Source organism: Mesorhizobium sp. B2-8-3 (assembly GCF_006440815.1).
Classification (GTDB): Bacteria; Pseudomonadota; Alphaproteobacteria; order Rhizobiales; family Rhizobiaceae; genus Mesorhizobium.
This window is the reverse complement of the sequence record NZ_VFTW01000029.1, coordinates 34,540-49,640: the sequence shown is the minus strand read 5'-3', so window position 1 is coordinate 49,640 and position 15,101 is coordinate 34,540. Positions and strand designations below refer to the sequence as shown.

Sequence of the window (15,101 nt, the reverse complement as noted above, 5' to 3'; positions counted from 1 at the left end):
AGACGATCATGGCGAATGGGCTCGATGATGTTGTGGCGGCCGACACGGTGCTTTCCGACGTCGACGGTGTAGGCGGGCACCTGACCATCCGCGGCCATTCGCTGATGGAGCTCGCCGGCCATTGGCGCTACGCGCAGGTGGTCCGGCTGTTGTTCGACGGCTTCTTCGACGACCTTCCCAGCGATGCCGAGCTGGCGAAGGCGATCGGCAAGGCGCGGGTGGAAGTATTTGATCGTGTGAAACCGATGCTTGCGCAGCTGGCGCCGCTCGATGTCTATAGCGGCATGCGGGCCGGCATGGCCGTCCTGTCGGACGGTGACGGGCTTGCCGACGCGCTGCGGCTGATCGCGGCACCGGCGGTGCTCACGCCGGCGCTGCTGCGCCTCGGCCGGGGCGAGACGCCGATCGCTCCCGACGAAAATGCCGATCATGCCGGCGACATGCTGCGGATGCTTGCCGCCACCGCCTCGCCGGCGCTTGCCAAGGCGCTGGACAGCTATCTGGTGACGGTCTGCGACCACGGCCTCAATGCATCGACCTTCGCGACCCGCGTGGTGGCTTCTACCCAGGCCGGCCTGACCTCGGCGGTCCTGGCCGGGCTCGGCGCGCTGAAAGGGCCGCTGCATGGCGGCGCGCCCGGGCCGGTGATTGAGATGCTGGATGCCATCGAGGCGAGCGGCGACGCCACCGCATGGCTGCGCAACGAGATCGCGCATGGCCGGCGCATCATGGGTTTCGGCCACCGCATTTATCGTGTGCGCGATCCGCGCGCCGACGCGCTGAAGGCCGTCGTGCGGCAGCTCGGTTCCCGCAACGAGGCCGGCAGCCGGCTGGCCTTCGCCGAGACGGTGGAGCAGGCGGCGCTCGAAGTGCTTCGCATCGCCAAGCCGCAACGCTCGATCCAGACCAATGTCGAGTTCTACACCGCGCTTCTCCTGGAAGCGGTCGGCTTCCCGGAAGAGGCATTCTCCAACGTCTTTGCCGCCGGCCGCGTCGCCGGCTGGATCGCCCACGCCCGCGAACAGCAGGCGACCGGACGGCTGATTAGGCCGCAGTCGCACTATGTCGGGCCGGTGCCGGATCTCGTCGCCTGAGGGTAGTTCCTCGCCCCACTTCGTCTACGGCATGCACACATTTCCAAGCGGCTGGCCTTTGGCGATAGCGTGTATGGCAGCTTGGCGCATGCATTGGCTAATGTAGCGCTGATCGACCCCCACTCCGTCTCGGCTTCGCCGAGCCACCTCTCCCCCGATCGACGGGGTAGAGGAAAGGCGCCAAGCTTTTTGCCGTCAATGCTCGTCCAGCAACGCTCCCTTCCTTTCCCTCCGGAGGGGGGAAAGGTGGCGCTGCGAAGCAGCGACGGATTGGGGGAACCACGTGGCAATCAAGCCTCAGGTCTGATCAGTCACGCCAGTCACAGCATGCTGTAGCCCACTTCGTGGGGCGAGGAAAATCCATGATCACGCTTGTGTGTTCGTGTTCTTGCCTTGGTCCGCCCTTATATGCTGCACTGCAACATAGGCTGACTGCGCCGGCTCCGACCAAATGACGCGGCGGTAGGCCGGCGCATCGAGACAAGGAACGCCATGGCGAAGAACGGCAAGGCGGAGGAAAAGAAGAAGATCAACATTGCCCTCCAGGGCGGCGGCTCACACGGCGCCTTTTCCTGGGGCGTGCTCGACCGGCTGCTGGAGGATGGGCGGCTGGAGATCGCGGCGGTGTCCGGCACCAGCGCCGGCGCCATGAACGCGGTGGCGCTGGCCGACGGGTTTGTCCGGGGCGGCGTGGAAGGCGCGCGAAAAAAGCTCGATGATTTCTGGCGGGCGGTGGCCTCGAAGGGCCGTTTCAGCCCGGTGCAGCGCATGCCCTGGGACGTGGTCTGGGGCAACTGGTCGATCGAGAACACACCCGGCTATGTCTTCTTCGACACGATGTCGCGGGTGTTCTCGCCCTATGTCGCCAATCCGCTCGGCCTCAACCCGCTACGCGATGTGGTCGAGAAGGAGATCGATTTCGACAACGTGCGCGCCTGCAAGTCGATGGAACTGTTCATCTCGGCGACCAATGTCGAAACCGGGCAACTGCGCGTCTTCTCCGACGGCGAGATCGACCTCGACACGGTGATGGCCTCGGCCTGCCTGCCGCAGCTGTTCCAGGCGGTCGAGATCAAGGGCGTGCCCTATTGGGATGGCGGCTATGGCGGCAATCCGGCGCTCTATCCGTTCTTCAAGACGGCGGCGACGGAGGACGTGCTCCTGGTGCAGATCAATCCTGTGGTGCGCGAAGGCACGCCGAAGAGCGCCAACGAGATCCAGAACCGCATCGACGAGATCACCTTCAACGCCGGGCTACTGCGCGAATTCCGCTCGATCGCCTTCGTCAAGGAACTGATCGCGGCCGGGCGCCTGCCGCATGGCGAATATCGCGACATCCGCATGCACCGCATCGATGCCGACGAGGCCTTCAAGGACCTGTCCGCCTCGTCCAAGGTCAATGCCGAATGGGCTTTCATCGCCTATCTGCGCGACCTCGGCCGCAGCGCCGCAAGCGACTGGCTGGAAGAAAATTACGACGCCGTCGGCCAGCGGGCCACGCTCGATCTCTCGGGCGAGCTCGACGATGGCTTCAAACCGCTGCGCGGCCCGGCGCCGGGCCGTCGCGTCAAGGAATTCCTCGCCGCGCGCATCAAGCCGGAATCCGCGCGGCGCCGCGCCTGATTGCCCAGGCCGTGAGCTCGTAAAGCCGAGATTGGTTGGATGGCGGCCCGTTCCTTCGAACGGAAGAGAAAGGCCGCTTTCCCGTCGCGCTATTTTAGAGGCAAAAAGAGTTCAGTGACGATCTCGGGCACCGACATCTCCGGAAGAAAGGACAGCCGCCGCTGGCAATAGATCGGGAAGTCGCGTGCTTCCTCGCCGCTGGCCGGAAGCCAGTCGCGATAAAGATAAAGCGCGGCCGGCTCCAGATTGTTGGTGTTGCCGGGGTAGCGCAGCACGGCGCAGCGTCCGCCGGGGATCACGCCAGCCTTCATCTGCTCGTCGCCCGCGTCGATCGGCCGGTCGGTGCCGACACAAATGTCCATGCTGTAATCGGCCGCGACAGCGGGACATCTTTCGGACCGGAAGACGTTGAAGGTCGGGCTCGTTTCGGGCGACAGGCCGGCTGCCTTGCGCCAGGCGATGAACCGCTGGATTGTGTCGCCGAGCGTCGCCCGGTCCCCGCGATGTTCCATGATCGCCACCGGGGTGGGCGGCACGTCGCGGATCATCACGTCTTCCGGTGTAAAGATTATCTGCATGAGCTTTCTCCTCGCGTTGTCGAGCGGCCCGAAGGCCATCAGCCACGAACCCCAGTCGGGAGATCTCCGGAACGACGACGGCGATTGCCCGCACCGTTGCCGGAAGGCGCGGGCGAAGGCATCCGGTGCGTCGTAACCGGCATCCATCGCTATATCGGTGACGCTTTCGGCATCCGCGCAGCCCAGCCGGCATGAAGCGCGCTTCATGCGGGCGAGCTGGACATAGCGATGCACGGACAGCCCGAAGGTCGCCGTGAACTGCCGGTGGAAATGATATTTCGAGTAGGCCGCGACGCCGCTCAGCACGTCCAAGTCCAGATCGTCGTCCAGATGCCGGTCTATGTGATCCAGCACCCTCCGCATCCGGGCATGGTGGTTTTGAACTGCCGCCTTCATCGTTCCATTCTCCGTGGCAGCGTCAGCTAAACCGCGCGGACATGAGGCGCTCGACCGATCTTGCGGTTCTGTCGCGAGCCGCCCACCGCCGCCAAGGACCGTTGCACGCCAATTCATGCATGAATGGCGAAAAGGGCTGTTTGCGGACCGGTGGCTTTCCTATGTCGATGACGGGTGCCAAACGGGATATCCGGATCGCTTGGATCGAGGCAAATGCTGGATTCGGGTGCTTGGCCGATGTAGCTTACCTGTACGTAAAGGGGAGGTAAGCGATGCTGCAGACCGGACGGAACGCTCTCGGGGTCAGGTTTGAAGCGCAGTGCAGGGCCTCCGAGAAGGAGCCGTTCCCGACGCTGGCGGCGCGCAAGGACCGGCTGAACCGCCTTCTGGCGCTCACCGAAAAGCATGAAGCCGAGATATGTGCTGCGATCGACAGCGATTTTTCGGCACGCTCGGCTGAGGAAACGCGGCTTGCAGAGCTGTTCGTCGTGCGCGCCGGCATCAGGCATGCGCTGTCGCATCTCGGCACCTGGATGCGCGAGCGGCGCGTCGCCACCAGCCTGCCGTTCCTGCCGGGACGCAACCGCCTCTTGCCGCAACCGCTCGGCGTCGTCGGCATCGTCTCGCCCTGGAACTATCCGTTCCAGCTCGCCGTTGCGCCGGCGACCGCGGCACTCGCTGCCGGCAACCGCGTTATGATCAAGCCGTCGGAACTGACGCCGCAGTTTTCGGACCTGCTTGCCAGCCTGGTCGAAAAATATTTCGCCGCCGACGAGGTCAGCGTGATGGTCGGCGACGCGGAGGTCGGCAAGGCATTCGTGTCCCTGCCGTTCGATCACCTGCTGTTCACGGGCTCGACGGCCGTCGGCCGCCAGGTTGCGCTCGCCGCCGCCGCCAATCTGACGCCGGTGACGCTCGAGCTCGGCGGCAAGTCGCCGGCGATCTTCGATCCCTCCTGCGATCTCGACGCGGCGGTCGCCAGCGTCGCCTATGGCAAGCTGCTCAACGCCGGCCAGACCTGCATCGCGCCGGACTATCTGATGGTCCCGCAAGGCCAGGGCACGGCGATCGCGGCCAAGTTCGCGGCGGCAATCGCAAAGCTCTATCCGCGCCTTGGCGACAATCGCGACTATACGGCGATCGTCAGCGAGCGGCATCACCGGCGGCTCGGCGACATGGTCGCGGAGGCGCGCGACAGTGGCGCCGACATCACCGAGATCAATCCTGCGAACGAGAAGCTCGGCGTCACTGACCGCAAGATGGCGCCCGTGCTGGTGCGCAATGCCGGCGAGACTCTGCGGCTGATGCGCGAGGAGATCTTCGGGCCGGTGCTGCCGATCGTCGAATATGGCACGGTGGACGAGGCCATCGAACATGTGAACCGGGGCGAGCGTCCGCTGGCGCTCTACTGGTTCGGCAGCGACAGCGCCAATCGCCAGAGGGTCATGCGGGAAACCGTGGCCGGCGGCGTCACGGTCAATGATTGCATGCTGCATCTGGTGCAGGAGCGGCAGCCCTTCGGCGGCGTCGGCGAGAGCGGCACCGGCGCCTATCACGGCGAATGGGGGTTTCGCACCTTCAGCAAGGAAAAACCGATCTTCATCCAGTCGAAGCTCAGCGCCGGTGGCCTGCTGCGCCCGCCCTATGGCAAGACCTTCGAGCGTCTCTTCCGGCTGCTGAATCTCATCACTTGACAGCTTCAGCCGGGAAATGGCGGGCGTGACTGCGCTCCAGCCGGGCGACTGTCGCTGCATGTGTAAGATTTTTCGCATCATGCTGACGGCTGCTGCCAGTAACCCTGGGGAAACCTGTCACCGCGCCTGCAAAAGCGGCAGCCGGCTGGCAGAAAAGCTTGCATTTGTCGAGGCACAGCGTTCCACGCCGCAACGTTCCGGCAACTTTTCCGGCTATATTGCGCCGCAACTTTCAGGTAGAAGCGGCGCTTCGCCGTTCACGGCAAATTGAACTGGGCCCCGCGCGCACCCATATCGGCCGCGCGCCCGAAGTCGGAAGCGCCGACCTCGCCAGGTCCTGCAACGGAAAAGTGACGATGCCGAAAATCAGGTTTCACAAGCTTGCAGCCATTGTCGTGCTCATCGGATTCGCGGCCTGGATGGGGACGGGCGAGTTTTCCTCCGTCGGCAGCGCCGCCGACAAGTCCGTTGCCGCCAACAAGCAGGCTGACGCCGGCAAGCCGGCGCAGCCTGAAGCCGGGAAGCCGGACATCACCAAGCCGAACGAGGCGCAAGCCGAGCCCAAGGCTGCGCCGCGCACCGTCGCGGTGGTGACGCCGCCGCGCAAGACCTTTGCGCGCGCCATCCGCATTTCCGGGCTGACTGAGGCCGACAAGCGCGCGGTTCTTGCAACCCGCGTCAATGGCGTCATCGAAAAGCTGCCGGTCAAGCAGGGCGATCACGTCAAGACCGGCGACCTCGTGCTGATGCTCGCAGCCGAGGAGAAGATCTCCAATGTCGACAACGCCAAGCAGTTGCTGGTGCAGCGCAAGGCCGAGCTCGATGCCGCCGAGCGGCTGGCCAAGACCGGCAACCTGCCCAAGCTGCAGCTCGACACCGCCCGCTCCAACCTGACGCTTGCGCAATCGCAGCTCGACACCGCGCAGGCGGAGCTCGACCGCAACGAGGTCAAGGCGCCGTTCGACGGCGTCATCGACCGCATCCCGGTGGAGCTAGGCAGCTCGGTGATGCAGGGCGGCGAGGTGGCGACGATCCTGAAGCTCGATCCGGTGATCGCGCGCGGCGAGATCAGCGAGCGCGACCTGCGCTACGTCAAGATCGGCGACGAGGCCGACGTGCGCCTGGTCAACGACCAGAAGGTCACCGGCACCGTGCGCTACATCAGCCGCGATGCCTCGGCGCAGACCCGTACCTTCCGCGTCGAGGTGGCGATCCCCAATGGCGACGGTTCGATCCCCGCCGGCATGACGGCCGAGATCACGCTCAGCGCCGAGCCGACCAATGCGGTCATGCTGCCACGCTCGGTGGTGACGCTGGGCGACAAGGGCGACCTCGGCATCCGCGCCGTCGGCAAGGACGACAAGGTGGCGTTCTTCCCGATCGATCTCGTCGACGACACGCCGCACGGCCTGGTGCTGGGCGGCATCCCGCAGGATGCGCGCATCATCGTCGCCGGCCAGGAATTGGTGAAGGAAGGCGACCTGGTGAAGCCCGTCGAGGCGGACCAGGCGACCATCAGCAAGCTGATCGGCGAAGCCACCGCCGGCACGCAGTAAAGCACGACGCGGCGCGCGCCGGGCCACCCCGGCGATGGCAGTCCGCAGCCCCCGAAGCATAACAGGCCGAAGTCATGGATATCGTCAGACTCGCCATCAACAACGCTCGCCTCACCATATCGGCGCTGCTGTTCCTGCTCGTCGCGGGCTGGGTCGCCTACCAGTCCACGCCGAAGGAAGCAGAGCCCGACGTTCCGATTCCGATGATGTATGTCAGTCTGATCTATCAGGGCATCTCGCCGGAGGATTCCGAGCGGCTGCTGCTGAGGCCGATGGAGAGCAAGCTCAAGAGCCTCAAGGGGCTCAAGGAGATGCGCTCGGCCGCCTTCCAGGGCGGCGGCTACGTGCTGGTCGAGTTCCAGCCGCAGACCGACCTCGCGACGGCGCTGCAGGACACGCGCAGCAAGGTGCAGGACGCCAAGGCCGACCTGCCGCAGGCGGCCGAGGAGCCGACCGTCAACGAGGTCAACGTCTCGGAATTCCCGGTCCTCGTCGTCACGCTTTCCGGCGATGTGCCGGAACGCGTGCTGACGTCCGCCGCGCGCGAGCTGCGCGACCGCATCGAGGAAGTGCCCGGCGTGCTCGAAGGCTCGCTGCAGGGGGCGCGCGACGACCTCGTCGAGGTCGTCGTCGATCCGGTGAAGCTCTCTTCCTACGGTCTGCAGCTCGACCAGGTGATCCAGGGTGTCGCCTCCTCCAACAGCCTGGTTGCCGCCGGCAATCTCGAAGGCTCGGAAGGCAAATACGCGGTCAAGGTGCCGTCGCTGATCGAGACGCCGGAGGATGTCGCCAACCTGCCGGTCGTGGCCACGCCGAACGCGGTCGTCCAGGCCAAAGACATCGCCACGGTTCGCTCGACCTTCAAGGATGCCGAAACGGTCACTCGCCTCGATGGCAGGCCGGCCATCGCCATCGAGGTGAAGAAGCGCATCGGCGCCAATCTGATCGACACGCTGACCCATGTCAGGGAAGTGTCGGACAATTTCATCAAGACGATGCCCGAGGGCATGCACGTCACCTACACGCAGGACAAGTCGGTCTTCGTCAACCAGCTGCTCGGCGATCTGCAGAACCATGTGATGATCGCCGTCATCCTGGTCTTCATCGTCATCCTCTACGCGCTGTCGGGTCGAGCCTCGCTGCTCATCGGCCTAGCCATCCCGTCGTCCTTCCTGATGGGCATCCTGCTGCTCGCCATGATGGGCTACACGATCAACATGATCGTGCTGTTCAGCCTGATCCTGGCGGTCGGCATGCTGGTCGACGACGCCATCATCGTCACCGAATTCGCCGAACGGCGCATGAGCGAGGGCATGCCGAAGGCAGACGCCTTCGCGCTCGCCGCCAAGCGCATGGCCGGCCCGGTCATCGCGGCGACGATGACGCGCATCGCCGCCTTCTCGCCGCTGCTGTTCTGGCCGGGCATCATCGGCGACTTCATGAAGTACATGCCGATCACGCTGATCGTGACGCTGTCGGCCTCGATGCTCTACGCGCTGGTCTTCGCACCGACTTTGGGCGCGATCTTCGCCAAGGCGCCTGAGCATCACGAGGAGGGCAACCGCGACGGCTGGTACATGGCGGTCGTCAAGCAGGCGGTGCGCTTCCCGATCACCGTCATCCTGCTCACTGTCGGACTTCTGGTCGGCGTCGGCTTCGCCTATTCGAAATATGGTGCCGGCGTCGAGTTCTTCCCCAGCGTTGAGCCGGACTACGGCCTGCTCTATGTGCATGCGCGCGGCAATCTTTCGCTGGCCGAAATGGACGCGGCGACGAAGACGGCGGAGAACCGCCTGCTCGGCTGGCCCGGCGTGAAGTCGGTCTACACGCGCGTCGGCAAGACGCAGGGCGGCGGCCAGGACATCCCGGAAGACGTGGTCGGCGTCATCCAGTACGAATTCGTCGACTGGCGCGAGCGCAAGTCCGCCAACCAGATCCTCGACGACCTGCGCGGCGTGATGGCCGGCATTCCCGGCGTCGACGTCGAAGTGCGCGTGCCGGAAGCCGGCCCGCCGACCGGCAAGCCGATCCAGATCCGGCTGTCGGCCGTCGACCCGGCGGGGCTCGACGACAAGGCGCGCGCGGTCGCGGCACGCATCGCCAAGATACCCAACGTCATCGACATTTCGGACGGCCTGCCGCCGCCCGGCGTCGACTGGGCGATCGAGGTCGACCGCGCCAAGGCGGCGCAATACGGCATCAGCCCGACTTCGGTCGGCACGGTGGTGCAACTGGTGACCAACGGCCTCAAGCTGTCGGAATATAGGCCGGCCGGCGCCGACGACGCGGTCGACATCCGGCTCCGCCTGCCCGAGGACCGGCGTACGCTGTCGACGCTCGACGAGCTCCGCGTGCAGACCTCGCAAGGGTCGGTGCCGATCTCCAACTTCGTCGTGCGCAAGCCGGAGCCGACCGTCGGCATCCTGAACCGCATCGACGGCGCACGCACCGTGGTGGTGCAGGCCAATGTCAGCGCTGGCGCGCAGGTCGCGGCGGTGCAGGAGCAGGTGACCAAGGCCGTTACCGACATGAATCTCGGCAGCGGCATCCGCTGGAAGCTCGCCGGCTCCAACGAGGACAGCGCGGAGGCCAGCGCCTTCCTCGGCAAGGCCTTTGGTGCCGCGATCTTCCTGATCTTCCTGGTGCTGCTGGCGCAGTTCAACAAGTTCACCAGCGTGTGGCTGGTGCTGTCCTGCGTGGTCATGGCGACGATCGGCGTTTTCCTCGGATTGCTGTTGACGGGCGAGGCCTTCGGCATCGTCATGTCGGGCATCGGCGTCATCGCGCTCGCCGGCGTGGTGGTGAACAACAATATCGTGCTCATCGACACCTATGACCGGCTGCGCGAGGAAGGCTGGGACAAGATGGACGCGGTGCTGCAGACCTGCCGCGAGCGCGCCCGTCCGGTGGTGCTGACGGCGGTATCGGCAATCCTCGGCGTGCTGCCGATCGCCTTCGGCCTCGGGCTCGAAATCTTTCATCACGAGACGACGATCAACGCGCCATCGACGCAATGGTGGATTTCGCTGTCCTCGGCGATCGTCTTCGGCCTGTCCTTCGCCACGCTGCTGACCTTGGTGGTGACGCCCTCGATGCTGATGGTGTTCACCCGCGCCAAGGTGAAGCCCGGCCAGCGGCGCCACTGGCTCAGCCGCCTGTTCCGGCGCGGCAAGGGCCAGGTCTCGACCGACGAGCCGGCCGGCGAGGCCGGCGCGGGGCCGGCGGAGGCCTTCCCGAAAGCCGCGGAATAGAGCGCTTTCCAAGCCTAAAGCGCGTCGCGCTGAAGCGGATTCAGGCGACGCGCTTTCATGCATGTCGTTGTCGCAAAACCGCTGCACACTTTTGCGCGACATGCATTAGAGACAAAAGCCGCCCGGGAACAACCGAGCGGCTTTTTGCATTGTGCCCTCAAGTTCAACCAGACGGCGAGGGTTTCTCATGACGATCGGCACAATTCTCGTAATAATCCTAATCCTGATCCTGATCGGCGCCGTGCCGGCCTGGCCGCATTCGCGATCCTGGGGCTATGGGCCGTCCGGCATCGTCGGCGTCGTCCTGGTCGTGCTGCTGATCCTTGTGCTCATGGGCAGGATCTGATCAGGCAGCCCGGCGAGCGGGTTCGGCGGCGATGCCGATATCCCGCAGCGCTTCTTTCACCGCTTCGTCGAGCGGGGTGTGTGGGATTTCGCCGATCACCTCTTCCAGCTGCGTCGAGACCAGCCGGTGCGCTTCGAAGCGCAGATAGGACATCGAGACGATCTCGCGCCACATGGCCACGAACGGGCTGCCGGCGCGCAGCACCCACCAAGGCATGAAGGAGAGCTTCAGCTTGCGGCCGAGCGCCTTCTCGGACGCAGCCTTCATATCGAAGTCGGTGATGGCGTGGCCGGGGAAATTGATGGCTTCGTAGAAGCCGAGCTTGTCGAGATTGCGCGCCAGGCCGACGAAGCCGACGGCGAAGTCCGGCAGGTAGGCCCATTCATGCGTAAGGTCGGTTGGGCCGGGCGCGGTATAGACGCCTTTGTTCATCTTGGTGGCGACGACGAGGTCGAACCAGGAGCCTGAGCCGGTGCCGCCGAAGAAATCGCCCGCGCGCAGGACAATGGTGCGCACCCGGCCGGCTTCGGCCTCGTCGCGGAACAGCGCTTCCATGGCGCAGCGGATGCGGCCCTTTTCGGTGGTCGGATGGAACGGCGTCGCTTCCGTGATCACCTGCGGCATCGGCGAGCCGTAATTGTAGACGGTGCCGGGGAAGAGATGCAGCGCGCCGTTTTCGCGGCAGGCGGCCATGACGTTTTCGGCCATCGGCATGCATTTGCCCCAGTCGGTGTAGATCGGATTCAGGCCGTTGAAGATGATGTCGACGCCTTCCGTTGCGCGGATCAGGGATTGGCGGTCGAGCGCATCGCCGGCAACGGCGATAGCGACGCCCTTCAGTTCCGCCGGCACCTTGCCGGTGCGGGTGACGGCGCGGACGTCGAAGCCGGCGTCGATGAAAGCCTTGCCGACCACGCGGCCGAGCCGGCCATTGGCGCCGAGGATTGCGATCTTGGTCATCTGTTCTCTCCGTTGTTTGTGTTTCGCCCAGCTAATCTGATGCCCTCACAGGCGAATTGAAATTGACTGAGATCGGCGATCTGTTATTCAAAAATGAATGAAAGAATTCGACTGGAACCTGATCAAGAGCTTCGTCGCCGTCGCCGAGACCGGCAGTCTGTCGGGCGCCGCGCGCAGGCTTGCGGCCAGCCAGCCGACGCTCGGCCGCCACATAACCGAGCTGGAGGCAGCGCTTGGCGTCATCCTGTTCCGGCGTGGGCGGCGCGGCTATGAGCTGACCGAGGCGGGCAGCACGCTCTACGAGCGCGGCCGGGCGGTCAGCGAGCAGGCCAATGCCTTTTCGCTGTTGGCGCTAGGCTCCGTCGAGGCGATCGAGGGCACCGTGCGCATCGCCGCCTCGGAGGTGGTCGCTGCCTTTGTGCTGCCGCAGATGATGGCCCGTCTTGGCGAGGAGGAACCGGGCATCGAGGTCGAGATCGTCGCCTCGAACCAGGTCGAGAACCTTTTGCGCCGCGATGCCGACATCGCCATCCGCATGGTCCGGCCGGCGCAGAACGAATTGGTGGCGCGCAAGGTCGCCGACATTCCACTGTGCTTATGTGCGGCAAGCGCCTATCTCGACCGGCGTGGCCGGCCCGAAACACCCGCCGGACTTGCCGAGCACGCCTTGGTCGGCTTCGACCGTAGCGACGAGATCATTCGCGGCTTCACCGCGTTCGGCATTCCGGTCGGCCGCAGCCATTTCCGGTTCAGGACCGACAACCAGATCGCGCTGTGGGAAGCGGTGCGGACCGGCAACGGCATCGGCATCGGCCAGGAGCCGCTGGCCGACCGCGATCCGAACCTGGAAAAGCTGTTGCCCGATGTACCGCTGCCGGTTCTGCCTGTGTGGCTCGCCATGCATCGCGACGTGCGCACCAGCATGCGCATCCGCCGCGTGGCAGACTTCCTGCATGAAGAATTAAAACGCTATTCGGCAGGAACAGGCTCGGGCGCGAACTCGGCCCGGTGAGCGAGCCCGGCCATCAAGAGCACGATGACCAGCAGCCCGGACAGTGCGACGAAGATCGGCCCGAAGCTCGAATGTTCGGCGACGAAGCCGATCGCCGACGGTGCCACCAGGATGCCGGAATAGCCCATGGTTGTGACGACGCTCATGCCTGTGCCCGACGACATGCCCTCCTGGTTGCCGCCGGCCGAAAAGAGGATCGGCACCATGTTGGCGATGCCGAAGCCGCAGAAGGCGAAAGCGGCAATGGCGAGGTAAGGCGAGGGCGAGAGACCGGCGACCAGCATGCCGGTGGCGGCGACCAGCGCCGAGCCGCGCAAGGTCGCCACCGCGCCGAAGCGGTTGCGCACGCCATCGCCCAGGAAACGCATCAGCGCCATGACTCCGGAAAAGGCGGCATAGGCGAGGCCGGCGACCGCGAGATCGGCGCCCAGCTCCTGATGCAGGAAGAGCGCCGCCCAGTCGAGCACCGCGCCTTCCGAAATCATGGTGAGCAGCGCCATCAGCCCGACGAGGTAGACGGCCGTGTGCCGCGGCAGCGTGAATTTCTGGTGCTCGACGGCCTGCGGCTTGTCGTCCGCGACCAGATAGCGAATGGCGAAGGCGATGACGGCAAAGGCGATCGCCGTCACCACGACGGCATGGGGAAGATACCCGTAGTTCTGGATCGAATAGCCGCCGAGCGCGCCGCCGGCGAAGCCGCCAAGGCTCCAGAAGCCATGCGAGGACGACATGATCGCCCGGGAGAGCCTTCTTTCCACCACCACGGCGTTGGAGTTCATCGCGACATCCATGCCGCCGATCGAGCCGCCGAAGACGAGCATGGCAATGGCCGCCAGGGGAACGTTGGGCGCGAGCGCCACGATCAGCAGGCCGAAGCTGCCGCAGATGCCGAACCAACGCGTCACGGAGCGCGAGCCATGCCTGGAAATGAGATGGCCGCACCAGGTCATGGCAATCACGGCGCCGACGCCGAACAGGAGGATCAGCAGGCCGAGCGTGAATCTCGTGATGTCGAGTCGGGTGAGGAACACGGGGATCTGCGGCGCCCAGCTGCCGGTCAAGAAACCATTGGCGAGGAAAATGCCGGCGACGGCCCAGCGGCCGCGCGTCGCGGCCTGCATCGTGGTTTGCACGCTCATGGTCTGAAATCCGCAAAGGGGTTCGTGCGGCAAATTAGATCGATTCAATCGGCAGTCAAGAACCGCGTTCGGGAAGTGCTTGGACCAAGCGAGCGACCGATGCCGTTTTCGTTCGTGGCGGGCTGCCGCCGTGGAGATTAGCCGAAACGCCCCTCCGTTCGTCATCCAGGGTCTGCGCGCGTCGCTTCGCTCCTCACTCCGCCCTAGAATGACGAAGCCGCGAAAGCGTTCGGCATCGTTAGTGATCCTTAGGCCGCCGCGTCTCGAATTCAGCCTTCTTGGCTTCCGACGCGTCGGTCTGGTTGAGCGCCTGCCATTCGGCATAGGGCATGCCGTAGATGATCTCGCGCGCAGCGTCCTTGGAGAGCGCCACGCCCTCGGCCTCGGCGGCCTCGCGATACCAGTTGGACAGGCAGTTGCGGCAGAAGCCGGCGAGATTCATCAGGTCGATGTTCTGGACATCGCCGCGTTCGCGCAGATGCGTCACCAGCCGGCGGAAGGCGGCTGCCTCGAAGTCGCGTTTCTGATCGTCGTTGAGTTCGGTCATTGAGGAACTCCTGGACTGTCGGTCTCATCACGTACATGTCTGGCCCGACGGCCTTTCATGCGGGTCCGGTGCGCGAGCCGAACATTTTCACCTCATGTATATCGGGACGCCGGTCGATGGCGTCAACGATCGGTGCCAGGCGCTCGGCCCAGGCGACAGCGCCGGCACGGTCGGCGATCAGGTCCTGGCGGATCTCGATCAGCACGTGGGCGTAGCCGTTGACGATGGCGTGGCGGAACATGGTGTCACCGCGCAGCGCGCCGTCATAGGGTTCGTTGTCGCCGATGACGAGGGACTCGTCCTTAGCCAGCATGTCGATCATCGGCCGCGCCACGCGGTCGTCGCGATCCCACAGGACGCCGACATGCCAGGGGCGGACAAAACCCTGCATCACCGGCGTGAAGGAATGCACGGAGAAGATGAACGGCGCCTTGCCCGAGGCGTGCGCGACGGAGGCGATCATCGCGCCGACGGCGTCGTGGTAGGGCCGGTAGAAGCGGTCGAGCCGCCGCTCGCGTTCCTCCCGGGCAATCGGATAGTTTCCCGGCACCACGGTCCCGTCATAGAGCTGACGGATCATGGTCGGGTCGTCCTCGCCCCGGTTGGGGTCGATCAGCAGCCGCGAGAAGCCGGCAAGCACGGCAGGCACATCGAGCACCGCGGCAAGCTCGCGCGTCACCGTCTCGACGCCGATGTCATAGGCGATGTGACGATCGAATTCGGATGCCGGCAACCCGAGGCTGCCATATTCGTCGGGAAGATCGCGGCGGGCGTGATCGGCCAGAAGCACGACGCCTTTCTTGCGGTCGCCCTCGACAATGTCGAATGGCGTGAAAACTGTGGATCGGGTCATCGGCTGAAAAGGGGATGGCGGCTGCGATGTGCTATCGTCATTCCACGAAGAG

At 65.0% G+C, this 15,101-nt stretch carries 13 protein-coding genes; 8 read left to right on the top strand and 5 right to left on the bottom strand.

What is annotated here, in order from left to right:
• The first annotated feature begins 8 nt into the window (after nt 1-8).
• Nucleotides 9-1,094, top strand: a complete 1,086-nt coding sequence (locus FJ418_RS28060) for a citrate synthase/methylcitrate synthase (protein WP_140871239.1) — start codon at nt 9-11, stop codon at nt 1,092-1,094.
• A gap of 492 nt (nt 1,095-1,586) precedes the next feature.
• Nucleotides 1,587-2,717, top strand: a complete 1,131-nt coding sequence (locus FJ418_RS28055; RefSeq protein WP_140645818.1) for a patatin-like phospholipase family protein — start codon at nt 1,587-1,589, stop codon at nt 2,715-2,717.
• Nucleotides 2,718-2,806: 89 nt separating this feature from the next.
• Here the strand turns inward: FJ418_RS28055 and FJ418_RS28050 are convergent, their stop codons facing one another.
• Nucleotides 2,807-3,691: an AraC family transcriptional regulator gene (locus FJ418_RS28050; RefSeq protein WP_140871236.1), complete on the bottom strand. Its 885-nt coding sequence runs from the start codon at nt 3,689-3,691 to the stop codon at nt 2,807-2,809.
• A 272-nt stretch (nt 3,692-3,963) separates the two neighbouring features.
• Between FJ418_RS28050 and FJ418_RS28045 the strand changes: the two genes are divergently transcribed.
• From FJ418_RS28045 to FJ418_RS28025, 5 genes are all read left to right on the top strand, one after another.
• Complete coding sequence (locus FJ418_RS28045) at nt 3,964-5,385, top strand: coniferyl aldehyde dehydrogenase (RefSeq protein ID WP_140871233.1); 1,422 nt, start codon at nt 3,964-3,966, stop codon at nt 5,383-5,385.
• 25 nt (nt 5,386-5,410) lie between these two features.
• Nucleotides 5,411-5,656: a hypothetical protein gene (locus tag FJ418_RS28040; protein WP_140871230.1), complete on the top strand. Its 246-nt coding sequence runs from the start codon at nt 5,411-5,413 to the stop codon at nt 5,654-5,656.
• Between the two features lie 85 nt (nt 5,657-5,741).
• Nucleotides 5,742-6,941 carry an efflux RND transporter periplasmic adaptor subunit gene (locus tag FJ418_RS28035; RefSeq protein ID WP_140871227.1) on the top strand — a complete coding sequence of 400 codons (1,200 nt, stop codon included), beginning with the start codon at nt 5,742-5,744 and terminating at the stop codon, nt 6,939-6,941.
• A gap of 74 nt (nt 6,942-7,015) precedes the next feature.
• The gene (locus FJ418_RS28030; RefSeq protein WP_140871224.1) at nt 7,016-10,192 is read left to right on the top strand and encodes an efflux RND transporter permease subunit; all 3,177 of its coding nucleotides are present in this window, start codon (nt 7,016-7,018) and stop codon (nt 10,190-10,192) included.
• Nucleotides 10,193-10,379: 187 nt separating this feature from the next.
• Entirely contained in the window at nt 10,380-10,538 is a 159-nt protein-coding gene (locus tag FJ418_RS28025; protein WP_140645812.1) for a DUF3309 family protein, read from the top strand.
• Here FJ418_RS28025 and FJ418_RS28020 read toward each other — a convergent pair whose 3' ends face one another.
• On the bottom strand, nt 10,539-11,498 hold the full coding sequence (locus FJ418_RS28020; RefSeq protein WP_140871221.1) for an SDR family oxidoreductase: 960 nt from the start codon (nt 11,496-11,498) through the stop codon (nt 10,539-10,541).
• A 97-nt stretch (nt 11,499-11,595) separates the two neighbouring features.
• Here FJ418_RS28020 and FJ418_RS28015 point away from each other — a divergent pair, with 97 nt between their 5' ends.
• A complete protein-coding gene (locus tag FJ418_RS28015; protein WP_140871218.1) occupies nt 11,596-12,510 on the top strand; it encodes a LysR family transcriptional regulator in 915 nt (304 codons plus the stop codon).
• Here the strand turns inward: FJ418_RS28015 and FJ418_RS28010 are convergent.
• The 3 genes from FJ418_RS28010 to FJ418_RS28000 all read right to left on the bottom strand — a co-directional run bounded on the left by FJ418_RS28010 (nt 12,468) and on the right by FJ418_RS28000 (nt 15,049).
• Nucleotides 12,468-13,649: an MFS transporter gene (locus FJ418_RS28010; protein WP_140871215.1), complete on the bottom strand. Its 1,182-nt coding sequence runs from the start codon at nt 13,647-13,649 to the stop codon at nt 12,468-12,470. The genes FJ418_RS28015 and FJ418_RS28010 overlap by 43 nt on opposite strands.
• Nucleotides 13,650-13,887: 238 nt before the next feature.
• Nucleotides 13,888-14,196 carry a DUF1244 domain-containing protein gene (locus FJ418_RS28005; protein ID WP_140871212.1) on the bottom strand — a complete coding sequence of 103 codons (309 nt, stop codon included), beginning with the start codon at nt 14,194-14,196 and terminating at the stop codon, nt 13,888-13,890.
• 55 nt (nt 14,197-14,251) lie between these two features.
• Nucleotides 14,252-15,049: an N-formylglutamate amidohydrolase gene (locus tag FJ418_RS28000; protein ID WP_140871209.1), complete on the bottom strand. Its 798-nt coding sequence runs from the start codon at nt 15,047-15,049 to the stop codon at nt 14,252-14,254.
• Nucleotides 15,050-15,101 lie beyond the last annotated feature (52 nt).

Bases quoted from the DNA above. Each gene is read 5' to 3' on its own strand.
- FJ418_RS28050 (WP_140871236.1), bottom strand. From the start codon at position 3,691: ATGAAGGCGGCAGTTCAAAACCACCATGCCCGGATGCGGAGGGTGCTG.
- FJ418_RS28030 (WP_140871224.1), top strand. From the start codon at position 7,016: ATGGATATCGTCAGACTCGCCATCAACAACGCTCGCCTCACCATATCG.
- FJ418_RS28045 (WP_140871233.1), top strand. From the start codon at position 3,964: ATGCTGCAGACCGGACGGAACGCTCTCGGGGTCAGGTTTGAAGCGCAG.
- FJ418_RS28025 (WP_140645812.1), top strand. From the start codon at position 10,380: ATGACGATCGGCACAATTCTCGTAATAATCCTAATCCTGATCCTGATC.
- FJ418_RS28060 (WP_140871239.1), top strand. From the start codon at position 9: ATGGCGAATGGGCTCGATGATGTTGTGGCGGCCGACACGGTGCTTTCC.
- FJ418_RS28000 (WP_140871209.1), bottom strand. From the start codon at position 15,049: ATGACCCGATCCACAGTTTTCACGCCATTCGACATTGTCGAGGGCGAC.
- FJ418_RS28015 (WP_140871218.1), top strand. From the start codon at position 11,596: ATGAAAGAATTCGACTGGAACCTGATCAAGAGCTTCGTCGCCGTCGCC.
- FJ418_RS28010 (WP_140871215.1), bottom strand. From the start codon at position 13,649: ATGAGCGTGCAAACCACGATGCAGGCCGCGACGCGCGGCCGCTGGGCC.
- FJ418_RS28055 (WP_140645818.1), top strand. From the start codon at position 1,587: ATGGCGAAGAACGGCAAGGCGGAGGAAAAGAAGAAGATCAACATTGCC.
- FJ418_RS28005 (WP_140871212.1), bottom strand. From the start codon at position 14,196: ATGACCGAACTCAACGACGATCAGAAACGCGACTTCGAGGCAGCCGCC.
- FJ418_RS28020 (WP_140871221.1), bottom strand. From the start codon at position 11,498: ATGACCAAGATCGCAATCCTCGGCGCCAATGGCCGGCTCGGCCGCGTG.
- FJ418_RS28035 (WP_140871227.1), top strand. From the start codon at position 5,742: ATGCCGAAAATCAGGTTTCACAAGCTTGCAGCCATTGTCGTGCTCATC.